At 71.8% G+C, this 19,099-nt stretch carries 16 protein-coding genes and 1 riboswitch; of the genes, 6 read left to right on the top strand and 10 right to left on the bottom strand.

The window, feature by feature from the left end:
* Nucleotides 1-108 precede the first annotated feature (108 nt).
* Nucleotides 109-1,059, top strand: coding sequence for a M28 family metallopeptidase (locus ACFYZ8_RS41120; RefSeq protein ID WP_388541463.1), 951 nt, complete (start codon nt 109-111; stop codon nt 1,057-1,059).
* 15 nt (nt 1,060-1,074) lie between these two features.
* Here the strand turns inward: ACFYZ8_RS41120 and ACFYZ8_RS41115 are convergent, their stop codons facing one another.
* Nucleotides 1,075-2,439 carry a hypothetical protein gene (locus ACFYZ8_RS41115; RefSeq protein WP_388541461.1) on the bottom strand — a complete coding sequence of 455 codons (1,365 nt, stop codon included), beginning with the start codon at nt 2,437-2,439 and terminating at the stop codon, nt 1,075-1,077.
* A 129-nt stretch (nt 2,440-2,568) separates the two neighbouring features.
* On the opposite strand from ACFYZ8_RS41115, the gene ACFYZ8_RS41110 reads away from it, so the two are divergent.
* From ACFYZ8_RS41110 to ACFYZ8_RS41100, 3 genes are all read left to right on the top strand, one after another.
* Nucleotides 2,569-3,060: a DUF6668 family protein gene (locus ACFYZ8_RS41110; RefSeq protein WP_388541529.1), complete on the top strand. Its 492-nt coding sequence runs from the start codon at nt 2,569-2,571 to the stop codon at nt 3,058-3,060.
* Nucleotides 3,061-3,095: 35 nt separating this feature from the next.
* Nucleotides 3,096-4,367, top strand: coding sequence for an amidase family protein (locus ACFYZ8_RS41105; RefSeq protein ID WP_388541526.1), 1,272 nt, complete (start codon nt 3,096-3,098; stop codon nt 4,365-4,367).
* A gap of 95 nt (nt 4,368-4,462) precedes the next feature.
* Nucleotides 4,463-5,053 carry an NAD(P)H-dependent oxidoreductase gene (locus ACFYZ8_RS41100; protein WP_359032288.1) on the top strand — a complete coding sequence of 197 codons (591 nt, stop codon included), beginning with the start codon at nt 4,463-4,465 and terminating at the stop codon, nt 5,051-5,053.
* On the opposite strand, the gene ACFYZ8_RS41095 is transcribed toward ACFYZ8_RS41100, so the two are convergent.
* The 4 genes from ACFYZ8_RS41095 to ACFYZ8_RS41080 form a co-directional block, all read right to left on the bottom strand.
* Entirely contained in the window at nt 5,043-5,957 is a 915-nt protein-coding gene (locus ACFYZ8_RS41095) for an ABC transporter permease (protein WP_388541458.1), read from the bottom strand. The two genes, ACFYZ8_RS41100 and ACFYZ8_RS41095, sit on opposite strands and share 11 nt — an antisense overlap.
* Nucleotides 5,944-6,942 carry an ABC transporter ATP-binding protein gene (locus ACFYZ8_RS41090; RefSeq protein ID WP_388541456.1) on the bottom strand — a complete coding sequence of 333 codons (999 nt, stop codon included), beginning with the start codon at nt 6,940-6,942 and terminating at the stop codon, nt 5,944-5,946. The genes ACFYZ8_RS41095 and ACFYZ8_RS41090 overlap by 14 nt, the downstream gene beginning before the upstream one ends.
* A gap of 33 nt (nt 6,943-6,975) precedes the next feature.
* Complete coding sequence (locus ACFYZ8_RS41085) at nt 6,976-8,229, bottom strand: sigma-E factor regulatory protein RseB domain-containing protein (RefSeq protein ID WP_359032291.1); 1,254 nt, start codon at nt 8,227-8,229, stop codon at nt 6,976-6,978.
* Between the two features lie 362 nt (nt 8,230-8,591).
* The gene (locus ACFYZ8_RS41080; RefSeq protein ID WP_359032292.1) at nt 8,592-9,602 is read right to left on the bottom strand and encodes a polyprenyl synthetase family protein; all 1,011 of its coding nucleotides are present in this window, start codon (nt 9,600-9,602) and stop codon (nt 8,592-8,594) included.
* 795 nt (nt 9,603-10,397) lie between these two features.
* A riboswitch (cyclic di-AMP (ydaO/yuaA leader) is annotated at nt 10,398-10,570 on the top strand.
* Between the two features lie 5 nt (nt 10,571-10,575).
* Here ACFYZ8_RS41080 and ACFYZ8_RS41075 point away from each other — a divergent pair.
* Entirely contained in the window at nt 10,576-11,058 is a 483-nt protein-coding gene (locus tag ACFYZ8_RS41075; RefSeq protein WP_359032293.1) for a transglycosylase SLT domain-containing protein, read from the top strand.
* Between the two features lie 3 nt (nt 11,059-11,061).
* Here the strand turns inward: ACFYZ8_RS41075 and ACFYZ8_RS41070 are convergent, their stop codons facing one another.
* The 5 genes from ACFYZ8_RS41070 to ACFYZ8_RS41050 form a co-directional block, all read right to left on the bottom strand.
* The gene (locus tag ACFYZ8_RS41070; RefSeq protein WP_359032294.1) at nt 11,062-11,874 is read right to left on the bottom strand and encodes an HAD family hydrolase; all 813 of its coding nucleotides are present in this window, start codon (nt 11,872-11,874) and stop codon (nt 11,062-11,064) included.
* A gap of 865 nt (nt 11,875-12,739) precedes the next feature.
* On the bottom strand, nt 12,740-13,768 hold the full coding sequence (locus ACFYZ8_RS41065; RefSeq protein ID WP_359032295.1) for a LacI family DNA-binding transcriptional regulator: 1,029 nt from the start codon (nt 13,766-13,768) through the stop codon (nt 12,740-12,742).
* 40 nt (nt 13,769-13,808) lie between these two features.
* On the bottom strand, nt 13,809-14,678 hold the full coding sequence (locus ACFYZ8_RS41060) for a carbohydrate ABC transporter permease (RefSeq protein WP_388541451.1): 870 nt from the start codon (nt 14,676-14,678) through the stop codon (nt 13,809-13,811).
* On the bottom strand, nt 14,675-15,670 hold the full coding sequence (locus ACFYZ8_RS41055; RefSeq protein ID WP_359032297.1) for a sugar ABC transporter permease: 996 nt from the start codon (nt 15,668-15,670) through the stop codon (nt 14,675-14,677). Before ACFYZ8_RS41055 ends, ACFYZ8_RS41060 begins: the two co-directional genes overlap by 4 nt.
* Nucleotides 15,667-17,004, bottom strand: a complete 1,338-nt coding sequence (locus tag ACFYZ8_RS41050) for a sugar ABC transporter substrate-binding protein (RefSeq protein ID WP_359032298.1) — start codon at nt 17,002-17,004, stop codon at nt 15,667-15,669. Before ACFYZ8_RS41050 ends, ACFYZ8_RS41055 begins: the two co-directional genes overlap by 4 nt.
* A 368-nt stretch (nt 17,005-17,372) precedes the next feature.
* Between ACFYZ8_RS41050 and ACFYZ8_RS41045 the strand changes: the two genes are divergently transcribed.
* The gene (locus ACFYZ8_RS41045; RefSeq protein WP_388541447.1) at nt 17,373-18,527 is read left to right on the top strand and encodes an arabinogalactan endo-beta-1,4-galactanase; all 1,155 of its coding nucleotides are present in this window, start codon (nt 17,373-17,375) and stop codon (nt 18,525-18,527) included.
* The last annotated feature ends 572 nt before the right edge of the window (nt 18,528-19,099 follow it).

Here is a 19,099-nt window from a genome sequence, read left to right as displayed (position 1 = left end):
GGATCGCGCCCTTGACGGTGCGTCAACCCTAGCTTCACCATCCAGGCACCCATTCGCTGTGGAATTCCTGTGACTCCAGGGATTCCCACGGAATTCGGAGCCCCCCACATGAAGTTCTCGGTTCCCGGACGCGTCACGGCCACCGCCGTCGTCGCCACCGTCTCCCTCCTGGCCGGCGGATCCATAGCCGGCGCGGCCCCCGCGGGACAGCCCGCAGTGGCCGCGGCCCCGGACATCCCGGTGGCCAACGTGAAGGCGCATCTGACCCAGCTCCAGTCCATCGCCACCGCCAACGGCGGCAACCGCGCACACGGCCGCACCGGCTACAAGGCCTCGCTCGACTATGTGAAGGCCAAGCTGGACGCCGCCGGATTCACCACGACCGTCCAGCAGTTCACGTCCTCGGGGCGCACCGGCTACAACCTCGTCGCGGACTGGCCGGGCGGCGACACCAACCAGGTGGTCATGTCCGGCTCGCACCTCGACAGCGTGACCGCGGGCGCCGGCATCAACGACAACGGTTCCGGCTCGGCCGCCGTCCTGGAGACCGCGCTCGCCGTGTCCCGGGCCGGCTACCACCCCACCAAGCACCTGAGATTCGCGTGGTGGGGCGCGGAGGAGCTGGGCATGGTCGGATCGAAGTACTACGTCAACAGCCTGTCCACGGCGAACCGTTCACAGATCAGCGGCTACCTCAACTTCGACATGATCGGTTCGCCGAACCCCGGCTACTTCGTCTACGACGACGACCCGGCCATCGAGAAGACCTTCAAGGAGTACTACGCCGGCCTCGGCGTCCCGACCGAGATCGAGACCGAGGGCGACGGCCGCTCCGACCACGCGCCGTTCAAGAACGCGGGCGTCCCGGTCGGCGGGCTGTTCAGCGGGGCGGACTACACCAAGACCTCGGCGCAGGCCGCCAAGTGGGGCGGCACCGCGGGGCTGGCCTTCGACCGCTGCTACCACTCCTCGTGCGACACCACGGCCAACATCGACGACACGGCCCTGGACCGCAACAGCGACGCGGTGGCGTACGCGGTGTGGGAGCTGTCGCGGTAACGGTCCCTCCCCGGGCTACTGATCGGCGTTCCGGGCGCGTTCCGCGAGGCGGAGCATCCTGGAGCGGGCCGACTCCAGCCGGTCCGGTTCCTCGGCCGCCGGGCCCTGTCCGGCGGCCAACTCCGTCCACAGCGTGAGCAGTTCACGCCCGAGGGCCAGGCCGTGCAGGGGATCCCGTACGGCCTTCCACGCGGTGGCCGCGCTCTGCACGTTGCCGTAGGCCGACTCGGCGTCCCCGGCGCGGTGGTGGATGCCGGCCAGGTCGAGGGAGATCTCCGCGGCCTGGACCGGCTCACCGCCCAAGTAGGCGATGTAGGCGGCGAGTTCACGCACGCGCAGCACGTCGGGATGTTCGGCGCCCAGGGTCCCGGACGCCTCGTCGACCACCCGCTCCGCCAGCTCCGCGGCCACGTCCGTCCGCCCCTCCCGCACGGCCTCACTGATCCGCCCGACCGGCTCCGCGAGCACCGCCGTCTCGTCGACCACCAGCCCCTCCCCCATCACGGCTTCGGCCACGGCGTCGAACCCCCGCACGGGGACGGGCTTCGGGCCGGGATCGTCCAGCAGCGGGACCGGATCGATCAGAGGGGCGGCGGCTGCGGGACGGGGGGTGGGCGAGGCCGTGGGAAGCGGCTGGGGCGCGAGGCGGACACCGGCCGACGGAAGGGGCTTGGGGTCCGGCGTGGGCGCGGGGGGCGGTGGCGGGGTCGGTACGGCGTCCTCCGGCGGCGCCTCGGGGGCCGGGGCGGGGGCGGGCTGCGGGAAGGGGCTGCCGGTGTACGCGAAGTCCATCGGGGAGGCCTGGCCGGCGGGCGGGCTCGTGTCCATCACCGGTGGCGGCCCGAACGCGCCCGTCGGGGGTACGACCGTCCCGGGTGCCTGCACCGGAGCCGGGCCGGTGGGACGAGAGTCCGGCAGCTGTCGCAGGACCTGGGTGGGGGGCGCTTCGGCGTCCGTCGGCTGCGGGGCGGCGGGCGGGGACGGCCAGGGCTTCTCCGTGGACGCCTCGCTCGCGCCGGACGGCATCGGACGTTCCCCTTCTCCGGAGGGTGTCACCTCGGGCGCCGGCGCCCCCGCCCCCTCCGGCGGAGCCATCCGTACCGGCTCCGCGGTGAAACGGCTGGAGCCGTCCGTCGTGACCTCCAGGGGGACCACGTAGCCGATGCGGGCGTCGTGGATCGTGGCGTGGACGGGGCGGCCGCCGGCGAGGGCGAGGTGGTGGAGGTGGGTCAGGACGGTCCGGTGGAGTTCCTCGCCGGGCGGCGCGGTCACCGGCGTTCCGGCCACCGTCGCGGACTCACCCGTCAGGGGGACGCGGACGTCGATCGGGGCGGCCCCCCGCTGCTGGTCCCGCTTCTTGTCGCGGCTGAGTCGAGACATCTCATCCCTCACGGTCGTGCACGTACTGTCGAGTCTCTCCGCTCGCCCCCGGTACTCACGTCACCGTGATGTCACAGGCCTGTTCCAGGCGGCGGCGACCGGGTGGGATGACGGAGTCGGAGCATGGGCATGCGCACTGACGTGCGGCGAGAGGCGGAGAGCGTGCAGCAGGGGCCGGAGATCTGGATCCGCGGGCCGGTGGCCCCGGCCGGGAGGTGGTTCGCGTGGGTCGGCACGCACGGCGGCGCCGGCGTCTCCACCCTGGCGGCCGTCTACGGCGGTCACGACAGCGGACGCCACTGGCCCGGCCCCGGCGCCCCGGCCTCCGTCCTGCTCGTCGCCCGGACGCACGCCTCGGGCCTGCTCGCCGCCCGCCGCGCCCTGGAGTTCTTCCGGCGCGGGGAGCACCCGGCGGGGCTCGACCTCGACGCCGTCGTCCTCGTCGCGGACGCTCCCGGCCGGCTCCCCCGCCCGCTCGCCCAGCAGGTCAAGGAGATCGAGGCCGCGGTCGACGTGTACCGGGTGCCCTGGGTCCCCGCGTGGCGCCTCGGCGACCTCGGCGGGAACCCGCCCCGCGGCACCGAGGCACTGGTCCGGCTCACCCGGCCGACCACGCCGTGACGGCCGGGGCCTTCGACCCCACCTCCCCCTCGGCCATGGACATCGCCGCCGTGGACATCGCCGCCGCGGTGCGGTCCCGCTCGCTGCGGGCCGTCGACGTCCTCACCCGCGTCCTGGAGCGGATCCGGCGCGTGGATCCGCGGTTGGGCGCCTTCGCCGAGGTGTGGGAGGAGGAGGGGCTGCGGCGGGCACGCGAGATCGATCTCCGCGTCGACGCGGGTGAGCGGCCGCCGCTGGCCGGGGTGCCGATCGGGGTGAAGGGTCGGCACGGGCTGCGCGGTGCGGCACCGCTCCTCGAGGCCGGGTGCGTGCCCGTCGGCGCGACCTCGGTACCCGGTCCGGGAACTCCCTGGCAGACCTGGGGACTCGGCGCCCACGGCCGTACCGTGAACCCCTGGCGCTCCGACCGCACCCCGGGCGGCTCCTCGGCGGGCTCCGCGGCCGCGGTCGCCGCGGGACTCGTCCCGATGGCGACGGGCAGCGACGGGGCGGGGTCGGTGCGGATCCCGGCGGCCTGGTGCGGGGTGATCGGCCTGAAGACCACGAACTCCGGGCGCGGGAGCGCGGGCGGGGGCGGGAACGGGGGCGGGAACGGGGGCGGGGGCGCTGAGCAGATGGACAGCCACGCCGATCACGGCCGCACCGGCACCCCGGCCGGGCCCGGCTCCGCCTCCCGGGCCCCCGCCCACCGTCCCGGCCTCACCGCCCCCGGCGTCCTCGTCCGCCACGCCGGTGACGCGGCCGCCTACTGGCGGGCGGTCTCCGGCGACGGGCACGGGGACGCGGATCCAGAGGAAGCCCTCGGGTCACCCCCCGCCCTCCCCCGCACCGCCACCTGGTCCCCCGATCTCGGCTTCGCCGACCCCGACCCCGACATCGTCCGGATCGCCCGCGCCGCGGTCGCGCGGCTGGTCGACGCCCGTGTCGTACGGCCGGCTCCGCCCCGTCCCCCGCTGCGCCTGCACGATCCCGCCCCCGCCTGGCTCGCCCTGCGCACCCCCGGCGCGGACCTGCGGGACGCGGACCGGATCCGGGTCGCCAACGACCGTCTCCTCGAGGAGGCCTTCGCCGGCGCCGATCTGCTGCTGACCCCGACGACCCCCAACCCACCGCACGGCCACCAAGGCCCGGGTGACCGCTACTCCACCGCTCTCACCTGGGCGTTCAACCTCAGCGGGCATCCCGCGCTCAGCCTCCCGGCCGGTCTCGGCCCCGACTGCTGTCCGGTCGGACTCCAGATCGTGGCCCGGCACGGCGGCGAGGCGCTGCTGCTGGAGGTGGCGCGGGCGGCACAGGCGTACACCTGAGACACCGGGCCGGGCGCACCCCTGGACAGATACTTGCGCACGCATATGATGCATGTGCGAGTATTTACCGTACGCCGATCAGCCGGGAGAACTCCATGACGCGCCGCTTCCTGTTCGTGCTCGGCAGCAGCCGCAGCGACGGCAACACCGAACTGCTGGCCCGCCGGGCCGCCGAGCAACTGCCCCCCGAGATCGAGCAGCAATGGATCCACCTCGCGGAGCATCCGCTGCCCGACTTCGAGGACCTCCGGCACGACACGGACCACACCCGTCCGACCATCGGCAACACGGCACTGCTCTTCGACGCGACGCTCGCGGCGACGGACATCGTGATCGCCTCCCCGCTGTACTGGTACTCGGTCTCCGCGCACGTCAAGCGCTACCTCGACCACTGGTCGGGCTGGCTGCGCACGCCGGGCGTCGAGTTCAAGGCGTCCATGGCGGGGCGCACCCTGTGGGGTGTCACCGCGCTGGCGCACGAGGAGTTCGAGGTCGCCGAGCCGCTGATCGGCACCCTCAACAACTCGGCCGCGTACCTGGGGATGCGCTTCGGCGGGGTGCTCCTCGGCAACGGCAGCAAGCCCGGTGACGTCCTGCGGGACACCGACGCCCTCGCCCGGGCGAAGACGTTCTTCGACCAGGAGGCCCCGCTCGCGCGGTTCCCCTACGAGCGGGTCACGCCGTGATGTCCTTCGCCATGAACCTCGCCCACGCCGCCGAACCGAACACGGCCGCGTACAGCGCCTGGAGGCCGAGGTTCTTCACCAGGTCGTCCCAGTAGACCGGCTCGCGCATGAGGTCGGCGAAGGACAGCCAGTAGTGGGAGAAGAAGTACGGCTGGAGCGCGTGCAGTTGGGGGATCTGGTCGAGGATCTGGACCGTGATCAGCAGGCCGACCGTCGTGGCCATCGCCGCGATGCCGCTGTTCGTGAGGGTCGAGACGAACAGGCCGAGGGCCGCCACTCCGGTCAGTGAAGCGGCCACCACCAGGGCGATGAGCAGGGCTCTTCCCAGGCCCTCGGCGAAGGTGATCTGCGTGCCGGAGATCGTCGTCAGGTCGCCGAGCGGGAAGAGGACCGCGCCCACCGTCAGCGCCGAGAGGGCGACCACGAGGGTGGCGACCAGGCAGAACGCCATCACCGTCGCGTACTTGGTGAGGAGCAGCCGGGTGCGGCCCGCCGGGGCGACCAGCAGATAGCGCAGGGTGCCGGCGTCGGCCTCGCCCGCGATCGCGTCGCCCGCGATGACACCGATGGACATCGGGAGGAAGAAGGGGAGGGTCGCGGCGAGGGCCGTGAACACCAGGAACAGGCCGTTGTTGGTGATCTGGGAGATGAACGCGGGGCCGCCTCCCCCTCCGGGGCCGAACGAGGAGCCGTCACTGGTCTCGATCTTGACTGCGATGCCGACGAGCACGGGGACGGCCGCCAGCACACAGAGCAGTGCCAGGGTGCGCCAGCGGCGGAAGGTGGTGTGGAGTTCGTTGCGGAAGAGGGTGGCCCGGAAGGTCGTGCGGCGGCCGCGGGCCGTCCGGGGCTGGTCGCGCGGTTCCCCGCGCCCCTGAGGGGCGATCTCCTCAGCCTGCGACATCGAAGCCCTCCCCCGTCAGCGCCACGAAGGCGTCCTCCAGCGAGGCCCGCTCCACCACGAAGCCCCGCACCCGTACCCCCGCCGTCACCAACGCGGCGTTGATGTCGGCCAGTTCGCTGTCCGGAGGGTCGGAGGTGACCCGGTCGTCGGCCACCACCACATCGCCGACGCCCTGTTCCTTCAGGATCCTCGCCGCGTCCGCGGTGTCCGGGGTCGTCACCACGAGCCGCCCCCTGGCCCCCGCCGCCAGGTCCGCCACCGGGCCCTGGGTGATCAGGCGCCCCTGGGCCATCACCGCCGCGTGGGTGCAGACCTGTTCGATCTCGTCCAGGAGGTGGGAGGAGAGGAAGACGGTGGTGCCGTCCGAGGCCAGCTCCCGGACCAGGGTGCGGATCTCGCGCATGCCCTGCGGGTCCAGGCCGTTGGTCGGTTCGTCGAGGACCAGGAGTCTGCGGGGCTGGAGGAGGGCCGCGGCCAGGCCGAGGCGCTGTTTCATGCCCAGCGAGTACGCCTTCGCCTTCTTCCCGGCGGCGGCCGCCAGGCCCACCCGGTCCAGTGCGGCCGCCACCCGGGTGCCCCGGGTGCGGGGGTCGGCGGTCGGGTCGGCGGCGTCGTAGCGGACGAGGTTGTCGCGGCCGGAGAGGAAGCCGTAGAGGGCCGGGCCCTCGATGAGCGCGCCGACGTGCGGGAGTACGGTCCGGGAGGCGCGCGGCATCGGGCGGCCCAGGACGCGCGCGGAGCCGGAGGTCGGTTCGATGAGGCCCATCAGCATGCGGATGGTGGTGGTCTTGCCGGAGCCGTTCGGCCCGAGGAAGCCGAAGACGCTGCCCGCCGGGACGGTCAGGTCGAGACCGTCCACGGCGAGCTGTCCGCCGCGGTAGCGCTTGGTGAGGGCGCGGGTGACGATGACACCGGCACCCGCTCCTTCGGGAGCGCTGTCACCCGACCCCTCCGGATCCGGCTCCGTGGCGGACCGCTCGCCCATCGGCTTCCTCGATTCGTCGTGCCCGTGGGGGACTTACTTCCCCGCGTCGGCCGCCTTCACCAGCGCGTCCTTGGTGACCGCGCCGACGTAGACCTTGCCGTCGTCCGTGATCAGGGCGTTGATCAGGCGGGTCTTGAAGACGGTGCCCTGGCCGAACTTGCCGGTGACCTTGTCGCCGAGCGAGTCCAGGAAGCCGCCGAGTTCGCCGCCGGCCGCGGAGCCGGACGGGACGCCCTGGCCGCCGGTGTCGAAAGTGGCGATGGAATCCCAGCCGTCCCCGATGACGTTGAGCCCCTCGGGGCCGCCCTTGCCGAACTCGCCGGCCGGGCCCTTGCCGAGGTCCTTGCCCAGGTCCTCGCGCTGCTCCTTGCCGAAGTCCTCCCGGTGCCCGGGCGCCTTCGACGCGTCGCCCTCCTCGACCTTCGCGCCCTTCGGCGGGGTGAAGTCGAAGGTGGAGGCGGCCGGCTCGGCGAAGCTGACCTGGGTGAAGCCCGCGTCCACGACGGCCGCGCCACCGCTCGCCGGGGTGAGGGTGAACTTCAGCGGCAGCCCGGTCTTCGAGTCCACCGCCACGGTGATCTGGCCGACCGTGGAGCCCTCGTCCTTGGGCTTGACGACCAGGCGGTAGGCGTCCCGCCCGGCGACCTGCGCGGTGCCCTCGACCGTGACCGAGGTGGTCTTGTCGGCGGCCTTGAGAGCCTCCTCGGCGAGGTCCTTCGGCGTGGCCGGGAGCTCTTCCTTCTGCTTGCCGTCGTGCTCGGCGGCCGTGGTGTGGAAGACCGAGTTGGACTTGCTGTCGTAGCCCCAGACGTCCTTGCCGTTGTGGATGAGGCTGTACTCGGCCGCGTCCTCGAGGAGCGAGACCTTCTGCTTGTCCTCGCCGTCGGCCGCGACGCGCAGTGTGTGCGTGCCGGAGGCGAGCTCGGTGAGCTTGGCGGACGGGTCGGCGGACGCGCCGTCGCCCGAGCCGGAGGGCCCGGCGGCGGAACCGAGCGAGCTCTCCAGTCCGCCGAGGTCCGGCAGACCGAGATCCGTGGTGATCTTCACCGTGCCGGACAGCTGCTGTACGTCCGAGGCGGCGATCTTCTCGATGAGTTCCTGTGCGCTGATCTTCGGCAGGTCGGGGTCGCCGGAGTCGGCGAGCGCCGGGACGAGCCCGATGGTCGCCGCCGCGAGCCCCACCACCGTGGCCGGCACGACGTATCGCGCGGCCTTGCGCCGGCGCGCCGCGCGCAGCTCCTCGGCGTCAGCGGCGGTCGCGCTGTCGTCGGATTCGTACGGTGCCATGTGTGCCTTACCTCCGTCGTCGGCGGCGGCTGTCAACTCCCGTGCGTCCACCCCGTAGCCGCCATTCTCACCCGAATCGGTGAGGAGTGGTGTTTTCCGTGATGTCCATCTGACCAAATCGGCCATGAGCATGCGTCAGCCCTCGGGGCCAACTCCATGTACACCTGGGGTATGACACGACATGCCGGCGCCCCCTACGACCCGTAGGGGGCGCCGCCGTGCAGGTCGGTGAAGTCGACCTTGATGAACTCCAGCGCGGCGCCGCCCTTGCCGCCGACGGCGACGCCCCCTGCGTCGGCTTCGCGCAGGCAATTCGGAAGAGATCTCGGCTTGGATTCAGTCCAGACTAGTGACGTACATCACTATCCCGCCCGGTGGACCACCGCGTCGCACAGCTCCATCAGCGCCGCCTTCGCGTCGCACTCCCGCAGCGGGGCCAGGGCCGCGCGCGCGTCCTCCGCGTAGCGCACGGTGTCCCGGCGGGCCTGCTCCAGCGCGGGGTGCGTGCGCAGGGCGGCCAGCGCCTCCGCGTGCCGGGCGTCGTCGGTGAGGTCGGAGTCGAGCAGCTCGCACAGGGCGACGTCCTCGGCCAGGCCCAGCCGGGCGGCCCGCTCCCGCAGCCGCAGCACCGGCATCGTGGGGATGCCCTCGCGCAGGTCGGTGCCCGGTGTCTTGCCGGACTCGTGGGAGTCGGAGGCGATGTCCAGGACGTCGTCGGCGAGCTGGAAGGCGACGCCGAGACGCTCGCCGTACTGGGTCAGGACGTCCACGACCGTCTCGTCGGCGCCCGACATCATCGCCCCGAACCGGCACGAGACCGCGACCAGCGAGCCCGTCTTGCCGCCGAGCACATCGAGGTAGTGCTCGACCGGGTCCCGGCCGTCCTGCGGCCCCGCCGTCTCCAGGATCTGGCCCGTGACCAGGCGTTCGAACGCCTCCGCCTGGACCCGGACCGCCTCGGGCCCGAGGTCGGCCAGGATGTGCGAGGCGCGGGCGAACAGGAAGTCGCCGGTCAGCACGGCCACCGAGTTGCCCCAGCGGGTGTTGGCGCTGTCGACGCCGCGGCGGACCTCGGCCTCGTCCATGACGTCGTCGTGGTACAGCGTCGCGAGGTGGGTCAGCTCCACCACCACGGCCGACGGCACCACGCCCGGCGCGTAGGGGTCACCGAACCGGGCGGCGAGCATCACGAGCAGCGGCCGGAACCGCTTGCCGCCCGCTCGCACCAGATGCTGGGCGGCCTCCGTGATGAAGGGAACCTCGCTCTTGGTGGCCTCGAGCAGTCCCTCCTCGACAGCCGCCAATCCGGCCTGGACATCGGCTTCCAGAGCCTGGTCCCGCACGCTCAGCCCGAACGGCCCGACGACGGTCACGAGGGGTCTCCTGTCTGCTGGTGTCTTCTGCGGTTACGCGGAATGTCGATAGGTCGCTGCCATCACTCAAGTCAGCGTATCCGGTCACCTTTGGATCACCGATAGCGCCCGCCCCGTCCATGCCAGGCGGTATCGGATCACGACCGGTATGTTTTTGATCACCTGAAAAGAACGGATATCTATCGACTTGTAGGGAATTAGCCGCGCGTGTCCGGATGAGACACCCCCGCACGCACGCGCGTGGCGACCCCTCACACCCGAACCGGTACCCGCGATCCGCGAATACCTGCGGCACCGGGCTCGGCGACGGGACCGCGGAGCCGGCGGGGCCGGAGGGGCCGGCGGGGCCGGAGGGGTCGAGGTCGCCCGGGCGGCTCCGAGTCCCCTCCGTTTCGCGCGTCGACCCGTTCACCCACATCTGACTCGACCACCAAGACCCGCGACGACCGCCGGCGGCACGGCCGCCTCCGCGTCTCCGGCTCGTCGGGCGCCGGGCGTCGGACCCGACGCCACGGGCGGTCATTTGGCTCCGAGTTGAGCTTCTTGCCCGTTTTACACCTCTTGCGATCACCTGTGACTTGGCCCACTCGGGCGGGTGGGCCGACGCACAACCGGAACGCATCGATCCACCTTTTGCCGTGCGCGAGTTGAGGCTTGGCTACAGCAAAGGATCAAGTACCCCAAATGGCTCCTACCAAGGTCAATAGGCACCTCATGTGAATTCGCCACTTGTTCCGGACATGTGCTCTCGCATACGTTCCCGGCCTGTCGGGCGGCCGCCGAATCCTGCCACCGCCCGTACACCCACCGAGAATCAGGGCAGGAGCGGGGGAACCAGGTAAGTCGCCGCGCCGGACGTCTTCGGACATACCGGCACGGCTTGGGGTGAAGTCACGCCTTTCGCAAGGGTGACCGGGCATCTCCCGCCCGAACCCGACAGCTCACCTCGCAGGCGACGGAGAGGAACTTCGCCATGTCTGCTGCCGCTCAGCACCGCCGTACCCGCACCAGCCGTCTCGCCCGCAAACTCGCCGTCGCCGGCACCGGAGTCGCCGTCCTCGCGCTGCCGCTCATCGGCGCGAGCAGCGCGTCCGCGGCCACTCCGACCGTGCAGACCGCGACCACGCTCGGCTACCCCAACACCCTCGACGGCTGGATCCGGGCCTCCCTCGCCGTCATGGCGGAGCACGGGATTCCGGGCTCCTACGACGGCATCTACCGCAACGTCATCCGTGAGTCCTCCGGCAACCCCTACGCCATCAACCTCTGGGACTCCAACGCGGCCGCCGGCACGCCCTCCAAGGGCCTGCTCCAGGTGATCGACCCGACCTTCAACGCGTACCACGTGGACAACACCTCGTGGGACCCCTACGACCCGGTGGCCAACATCACCGCGGCCTGCAACTACGCGGCCCAGCGGTACGGGTCCATCGACAACGTGTTCGGCGCGTACTAGGAACTACGCCCGCGGGAAGAGTCTTTCGAGGACGACGGCGATGCCGTCGTCCTCGTTCGACAGGGTGACCTCGTCGGCCACGGCCTTGAGTTCGGGGTGGGCGTTGGCCATCGCCACGCCGCGGGCCGCCCAGTCGAACATCGGGATGTCGTTGGGCATGTCCCCGAAGGCGATCGTCACCTCGGGCCCCAGTCCCAGGTGTTCGGCGGCCAGCGCGAGGCCGGTCGCCTTGGTGATGCCGCATGGCTGGAGTTCGACGGTCCCGGGGCCCGACATGGTGACCGTCGCCAGCGAACCCACCACCGAGCGGGCGGTGAGCGCCAACTCGTCGTCGGACAGGTAGGGATGGCGCAGCAGCACCTTGCTGATCGGCTCGCACCACAGGTCGTCGCGGCGGCCGACCCGCACGGCGGGCAGGGTCGGATGCGGCATCAGATAGCCGGGCTCGATGAGCGTGAGCCCGTCGACACCGTCCTGGTCGACGGCCGCGTACACCTGCCCGACCTCGGCCTCGATCTTGCCGAGCGCGGTCTCGGCCAGTTCCCGGTCCAGGGTCACCGACCAGAGCAGACGGTCCGCGCCGGCGTCGTAGACCTGTGCGCCCTGTCCGCACACCGCGAGCCCCGTGCTGCCCAGGTCGTCGAGGAGCGGCCGCACTCTGGGGGCGGGCCGTCCGGTCACGACGAGGTGCCGGGCCCCACTCGCCGCCACCCGCGCGAGCGCGGCCAACGACCGGTCGGAGAGCGTGTCGTCGGCGCGAAGCAGCGTGCCGTCCAGGTCGGTGGCGATGAGTGAATATGCGGGGGAGGGGGCCATGATCAGAGAATACGGATGGTTGGCCCCCGCGACTCGACGCGAACCGGACGGCTCCTGCTTTCACATCCGTTGACGGCAGTTCCGGTTCCGGGGCGGGACGGCGGGGCCAGGCAGGGTCGGCGGACCTTGCGGGGCGCGGCCCGAACACCCCGGCGGGTCACAGGCCTTGCCCGAGGGCGCCGGCACGATCCGTCGCCCGGGACGGGCCGGGCCTGGGGCCCCCGAGCGCGCCCACTGAGCGGTCACGCCGCAGGCCCCGCGGGCGCGGCCCGAACACCCCGGCGGGCCACCGGCCTTGCCCGAGGGCGCCGGCACGATCCGTCGCCCGGGACGGGCCGGGCCTGGGCTCCCCGAGCGCGCCCACTGAGCGGTCACGCCGCAGGCCCCGCGGGCGCGGCCCGAACACCCCGGCGGGCCACCGGCCTTGGCCGAGGGCGCCGGCACGATCCGTCGCCCGGGACGGGCCGGGCCTGGGGCCCCCGAGCGCGCCCCACTGAGCGGTCACGCCGCAGGCCCCGCGGGCGCGGCCCGGGCACCCTGGCGGGTCACCGGCCTTGGCCGAGGGCGCCGGCACGATCCATGGTCCGACACGGGCCGGTTCAAGAGCTCCTCGGCTGTTTCCGCGAAGCGGTTACCCCACGGACCGAGCGGGCGCGGCCCGAACACCCCAGCGGATCACCGGCCTTGGCCGAGGGCGGCGGCACGATCCGTCGTCCGGGACGGGCCGGGACAGGCCAGGAGGAGCGATGCCGCGGGCGCGGCCCCGGCGCCCGGGCGGGTCACCGGCCTTGGCCGAGGGCGCCGGCACGATCCGTCGTCCGGGACGGGCCGGGACAGGGAGCCCCGAGTGCGCCCCGCGGAGTGGTCACGCCGAGGATCGGATCACCAGTTCCGTCGGGAGGATGACGCCCGCCGTGTCCTCGCCCGCGATCTGGGCGAGGAGCATGCGGACCATCTCGGCGCTGATGCGGTCGAAGGGCTGGCGCATGGTGGTGAGGGCGGGGGCGATGGCGGTGGCCGCCGGGGAGTCGTCGAAGCCGCCCACGGCGATGTCGTCCGGGACCGAGCGCCCGGCCTGCTGGAGGACGCCCACGACCCCGAGGGCCATGAGGTCCGAGGCGACGAACACCGCGTCCATGTCCGGGGCCTGGGCCAGCAGGCGGCGGGCCGCCCGTTCGCCGCCGCTGCGCCGGAAGTCGCCCTCGACGACGAGCGCCGGATCGTACGGCAGGCCCGCCTCGGCGAGCACGTCCCGGTAGCCGGCCAGCCGGTCGGGCCCGCCCGGCATGTCCAGCGGCCCGGTGACCATGCCGACCCGGCGGCGGCCGCCGGCGAGGAGATGGCGGACCATGTCCTGGGCGCCCTCCCGGTCGGCGGCGGCCACGTAGCTCACCTTGGTGCCCCGCCCTATCGGCTTGCCGCAGACCACCAACGGGATCCCGGCGTCGTGGAGTTCGGCCGCGACCGGGTCACCGCTGTGGTTGGAGAGCAGCAGGACGCCGTCGACGTGACCGGAGGTGATGTACCGGGTCAGCCGGCGCCGGTCGTCGTCGCTCTCGGCGAGCATCAGCAGCAGCGGGATGTCGTGCTGGGCGAGCCGCTCGGTGCAACCCCGCAGCAGGACGTTGAAGTTGGGGTCCTCGAAGAACTTCTCCTGCGGCTCGGTCAGCAGGAACGCCACCGAGTCCGACCGGCCGGTGCTCAGGCTGCGCGCATGCCGGTTGACCACGTAGCCGGTCTTCTTGATGGCGGCCTCCACGGCCCGCCGCGCGGCGGGCGAGACGTAGTGGCCGCCGTTCAGGAAGCGGGAGACGGTGCCCCGCGACACGCCCGCCTCCCGGGCCACGTCGTGGATGGTGGGAGGCCTGCGGCGGCCGTTCGCGCTGGTGGTCATGTTCCTCGTCGGCTAGAGACGTCAGCAGGAGAAGGGGTGTTCAGGCCTTGACCGAGCCGCTGAGCAGGTCCAGGGACCAGAACCGCTGGATCACCAGGAAGAGCGCGATCAGCGGGAGGATCGCGAGCAGGCATCCGGTGATGACCAGGGTGTAGAGGGCCGGCTGCGAGGCGCCCTGGGCGAGCAGGGTGTAGAGGCCGAGAGTGATCGGGAACTTCTCGTCGTCGGCGAGCATGACGTAGGGCAGCAGGAAGTTGTTCCAGATGCCGACGAACTGGAAGAGGAACACCGTGATCAGGCCCGGCATCATCATCGGTACGGCGATCCGCGAGAAGATCCGCCACTCGCTCGCGCCGTCCATGCGGGCCGCCTCCATCAGCTCGGCGGGCACGGACGCCGCCGCGTAGATGCGGACCAGGTAGACGCCGTACGGCGACAGGATCGACGGCAGCAGCATCGACCAGTACGAGTCGGCCATGCCGAGCTTCGACAGCAGCAGGTACTGCGGTACGGCCAGCACGATGGACGGCACCAGCACGCCGGCCAGGATCATCTTGAAGACGGCCTCGCGGCCCCGGAAGGCGAACCGGCCCAGCGCGTAGCCGCCGGCGGCGGAGACCGCGGCCGAGAGAAGGGCGCCGAAACCGGCGTAGAAGGCCGAGTTGGCCATCCACTTCCAGAAGATGCCGTCCCGGTAGGCGGTCAGGTCGCTCAGGTTCTGGAAGAAGCCGCTGCCGGGGGCGAAGGTGAAGGTGGAGAAGAGCTCCGAGCGGTCCTTGGTCGCCGCGACGACCACCCAGGCGATGGGGATCAGGCAGTACAGGGCGCCGAGGATCAGCACGATCGTGGGCACCCAGGCGGTGCGGCGCGCCTTCGCGGTGGTGTCGGCGGTGAGGGTGAGGGGGGTCATGCCCGGTCCTCCCGGGTGTAGCGGTCGGAGATGCGCAGCAGGGTGAAGGAGAGGACGAACGTGGCCAGGGCCAGGACGACCGCGGTGGCGGAGGCGCCGTAGATGTCGGACTGCAGGAAGGCCTTGTCGTAGATGGCCATCAGGGGGCTCCACGAGCTGGGCAGGCCGTTGGTGAGCGGCTTGAGGGCCATCGGCTCGGTGAAGACCTGGAGGGTGGCGATCACCGAGAAGAAGAAGGTGAGCACCAGGGAGGGCATCACGATCGGGATCTTGATCCTCAGGGCGATCTTCAGGTCGGACGCGCCGTCGATCCTGGCCGCCTCGTAGATGTCCGGCGGGATGGCCCGCAGGGCGGTGTAGATGACGATCATGTTGAAGCCGGTGCCGCCCCAGACCGCGATGTTCGCGAAGGAGAGGTAGAGGTTGCCGCCGTCGAACAGGTCGGGCTGCGGGAGGCCGAACTTGTCCAGCAGGTAGTAGAAGGGGCTGACGTCCGGCAGGTAGAGGAAGCCCCACATGAGGGCGGCGATGATGCCCGGCACCGCGTACGGCAGGAAGATCATCAGCCGGGCGAAGGGCGCGCTGCGGGCCTTCGGGGTGTCCAGCATCAGCGCGAACAGCAGCGCGAGGCCCAGCATGGTCGGGATGACGATGAGACCGTAGCCGAAGGCGCGCAGGACGCTGTGGCCGAACTCGGAGTCCCCCAGGACGTCGGTGTAGTTGCCGATGCCGTTCCAGACCTGCCGCCGCGCGCCCTTGCCGAGGCCGATGCCCTTGACCTGGACCTTGTGCAGGCTCAGCCAGATCGCGTACCCGATGGGCACCACGGTGAAGGCGGCGAAGAGGGTGAGGGTGGGCACCAGGAACCAGTACGGTGCGCTGCGGCCACGGCGGCGGGGGCGGCTGGGGCGGACGGACTGGGCGGTGCCGGTGCCGTCCGCCAAGGGGCCGGCCTCGGCGAGGTCGGCGCCCTTGAGCGGAGCGCTGGTCATGCCTCGGTCACCTCGAAGCCCTGCTTCTTCATGTCGCCGAAGGTCTTCGCCTGCATGGTGGCGAGGGCGGAGTCGAACTGGGACTCCTTCTTCGCCTTGCTGGCCTTGCCGAAGGCGTCCTGGAAGGTGGTGTACGCCGTGTTGACGTTGGGACCCCAGGCCGCGGCTGCCGTGGTCGCGGCGATCTCGCCGGCGGTGGTGTAGAAGTCCGCCTGGTTCGAGAAGAACTCCGGCGTGGTCAGGATGTCGCCGGACTGGCCCTTCGTGGCGGCCGGGTAGATCGCGACCTCCTTGACCAGGGCGGCAAGCGCCTCCGGGTCGGTGTTCAGCCAGGTGGCGAACTTGGCGGCGGCCTCCGCGTGCTTGGAGTCGGTGGAGACACCGGTGGAGGAACCGCCCCAGCTGCCGGTGACGTTCTCGCCGGCCTTCCACTGCGGCAGCGGGGCCATGCGCCACTTGCCCTTGGTGTCGGGGGCGGAGGAGACCAGCACCCCGGGCGCCCAGACGGCCGAGACCCAGGCGAGGTGGGTGCCCTTGTTGAGGGCGTTGTTCCAGGCCGGGGTGTACATCGGCTGATTGTCGATGACACCCTCCTGGACCAGCCCGCCCCAGAACTCGGCGACCTTCTTGGTGGCCGCGTCGTCGATGCCGACGGTCCACTTGCCGCCCGAGTCGACGGTCCACCACTTGCCGCCGGCCTGCTGGGCGAGGCCCGCGAAGAGACCGGGGTCGTTGGCGGAGAAGGTGGTCAAGTAGGCGTCCGGGACGGCCTTCTTGGCGGCGCGGGCGGTCTCGGCGAACTCCGTCCAGGTCTTCGGGACGCTGAGTCCGTGCTTCTTGAAGAGGTCCTCGCGGTAGTAGAACATCAGCGGTCCGGCGTCCTGCGGGATCGCGTAGAGCGCGTCCGTGCCGAGGGTGACCATGCCCCACAGGCCTTCGGCGAACTCGGACTTGGTGCTGCCCGCGTACTTGGTGATGTCCGCCAGGACGTCGTTGGAGACCAGGGTCGGCAGGGACTGGTACTCGACCTGGATGAGGTCGGGGGCGTTGCCGGCCTTCTTCGCGGTGATCAGCTTGGAGACGATCTCGCCACCGCTGGCCTGCTTGGACACGGTGACCGTGATGTCGGGGTTCTTCTTGTTCCAGATCGCGGCGACCTTCTCCATGTTGGGCGCCCATGACCAGTAGGTCAGCTTGACCGGCCCGCTGTCGCTGCCGCCGGAGTCGTCGTCGGAACCGCCGCAGGCGGCGAGGGTGCTGGTGAGGCCGAGGGCTGCGGCCCCGGCAAGGACGCTGCGCCTGCTGATCTGGCGGCGGTTGAGCGACATCTTCATCTCCCCTGACTTGGAACCAGCCGGTCTCGAGACGTCGCGCGTTCGCGGCACCGCCGTGGGGGGAGGTTCTGCGGACGTGACCGAGAGGCTGTGCGCGAGGGCCGCGCGGCTCTGTGATCGTGCACAGTAGAGAATTGTTTCGGCCCCTTGTCAATGGCGAGAGCGTGCGGTTATCTACTTGTTGCCCGCCGATGACAGGGGTGAGGGGAGCTGTGCACGATCACAGAAAATGAGGGTTTTCTGGGGTCGTCAGGCGTAAGCCCGCTCTCCTCACTCCGTTCCCCGGCCTGCCCTGTGTCCCTCACCCGGCCGTCGAAGTCACCGCAGAGCCGGTATCCCCGTGACCGTCCGCGAAAGGACCCCTTGAGATGCGCAGACGCAGTGTTCTCACCGCTGCCGGAGCCGCCGCGCTGGCCGTTCCCATGTGGGGGGCGGCACCGGCCGTCGCCGCGTCCGCCACCGCCGCGTCAGCCACCGCCCGGCGCGGCTGTCTGGAGATCCGGGGCGTCGACATCTCCTCGCTGCCGAAGAACGAGGACCACGGGGCCGTGTACCGCACCGCCGAGGGCCACCGCGCGGACCCGGTCCGCCTGATCGCCCAGGCAGGCGTCACCCACGCCCGCCTCAAGGTCTGGGTGAACCCGGCCGACGGCTACAACACCAAGGCGCACATCCTGCCGCTGGCACGGCGGTTGAAGCGGGCCGGCGTCGGCATCTGGATCGACTTCCACTACTCCGACAGCTGGGCCGACCCGGCGCACCAGACCAAGCCGGCCGCCTGGGCGGGCCTGGACGTGGCGGGGCTCACCCGGGCGGTGTACGACCACACGGCCGATGTGCTGGGCGCCCTGCGGAGACAGGGCACCCCGGCCGGGCTCGTGCAGATCGGCAACGAGCTGAACGGCGGCCTGATCTGGCCCGAGGGCAACTGGGAGCACTTCGACACCATGACCGCCTTCCTCAAGGCCGGTCTGAGCGCGGCCCGCGACACCACGCCGCGGGTCCGCACGATCCTGCATCTGGCGAACGGCGGCGACAACGGGCTGTACCGCTGGTGGTTCGACAACGTGCTGTCGTACGGCGTCGACTTCGACATCATCGGGCTCTCGTACTACCCGTTCTGGCACGGCCCGATCGCGGACGCGGCCGCCAACATGGCCGACATCACCGCGCGTTACGGCAAGCCGTGCGTGATCGCCGAGACGGCGTACCCGTTCACGCTGGAGAGCGAGGACGACGTCAACGACATCCTGAACAGCCCCTCGCAGCTGACCGACGGTTTCCCCGCCACCCCCGAGGGCCAGGCCGCGTGGCTGCGGGCGGTGGCCGACCTCGCCGCCGGTGTGCCGGACGGCAAGGGCCTGGGCTACTGCTACTGGGAGGGGCTTTGGACCTACCGGGCGGGCAGCGGCTGGGACCCGGCGGACCCGTCCTCGGGCAACGCCTGGGAGAACCTGGCGCTGTTCGACTTCCAGGACAGGGAGCTGCCGGGGCTGCGGACGCTGGGGCGGTACCGGTCGTAGGCGGGGTTCTCCGCGGTAAGGGCGGCGGAGGGGTGGTCGGGCTGCATCTCGCAGAACGCCGGGGGTCCAGGCGTCCGTACGCGCGGGCCGGAGCGTACGAGGCCGTTCCTCGCGTGGCGAGGGGGCGGCGGCGGCCGGTCTGCCCGTCGCGGGACGCCGGGGGGCTGCCGTCCGTGCGCGGACCGCGGGGGGCGTACCGGACCACACGGCGCGGGCCTCGGGGGACTACCGGACCACACGGCGCGGGCCTCGGGGACGTACCGGGCCACACCTCGCGTGACGAGGAGGCGGCGGCCGGCCTGCCCGTCGCGGGACGCCGGGGGCCTGCCGCCCGCACGCGGGCCGCGGCATGTACCGGGACCGCACCCACGCGGACCAGACGGCCGCCCGGCCCACCTCTCGCGGGACGCCGGGAGCCTGCCGCCCGCACGCGCACCGCGGCACGGACCGGGACCGCACCCGCGCGGACCAGGCAGCGGCCCGACCTACCCCACGCGGGTCGCCCGGGGCCTGCCGACCGCACACAGACCCCGGCGCGTACCGGGACCGCACCCGCGCGGACCAGGCGGCGG

This window comes from Streptomyces sp. NPDC001668, from assembly GCF_042893155.1.
Classification (GTDB): domain Bacteria; phylum Actinomycetota; class Actinomycetes; order Streptomycetales; family Streptomycetaceae; genus Streptomyces.
This window is presented reverse-complemented; position numbering and strand designations above follow the sequence as displayed.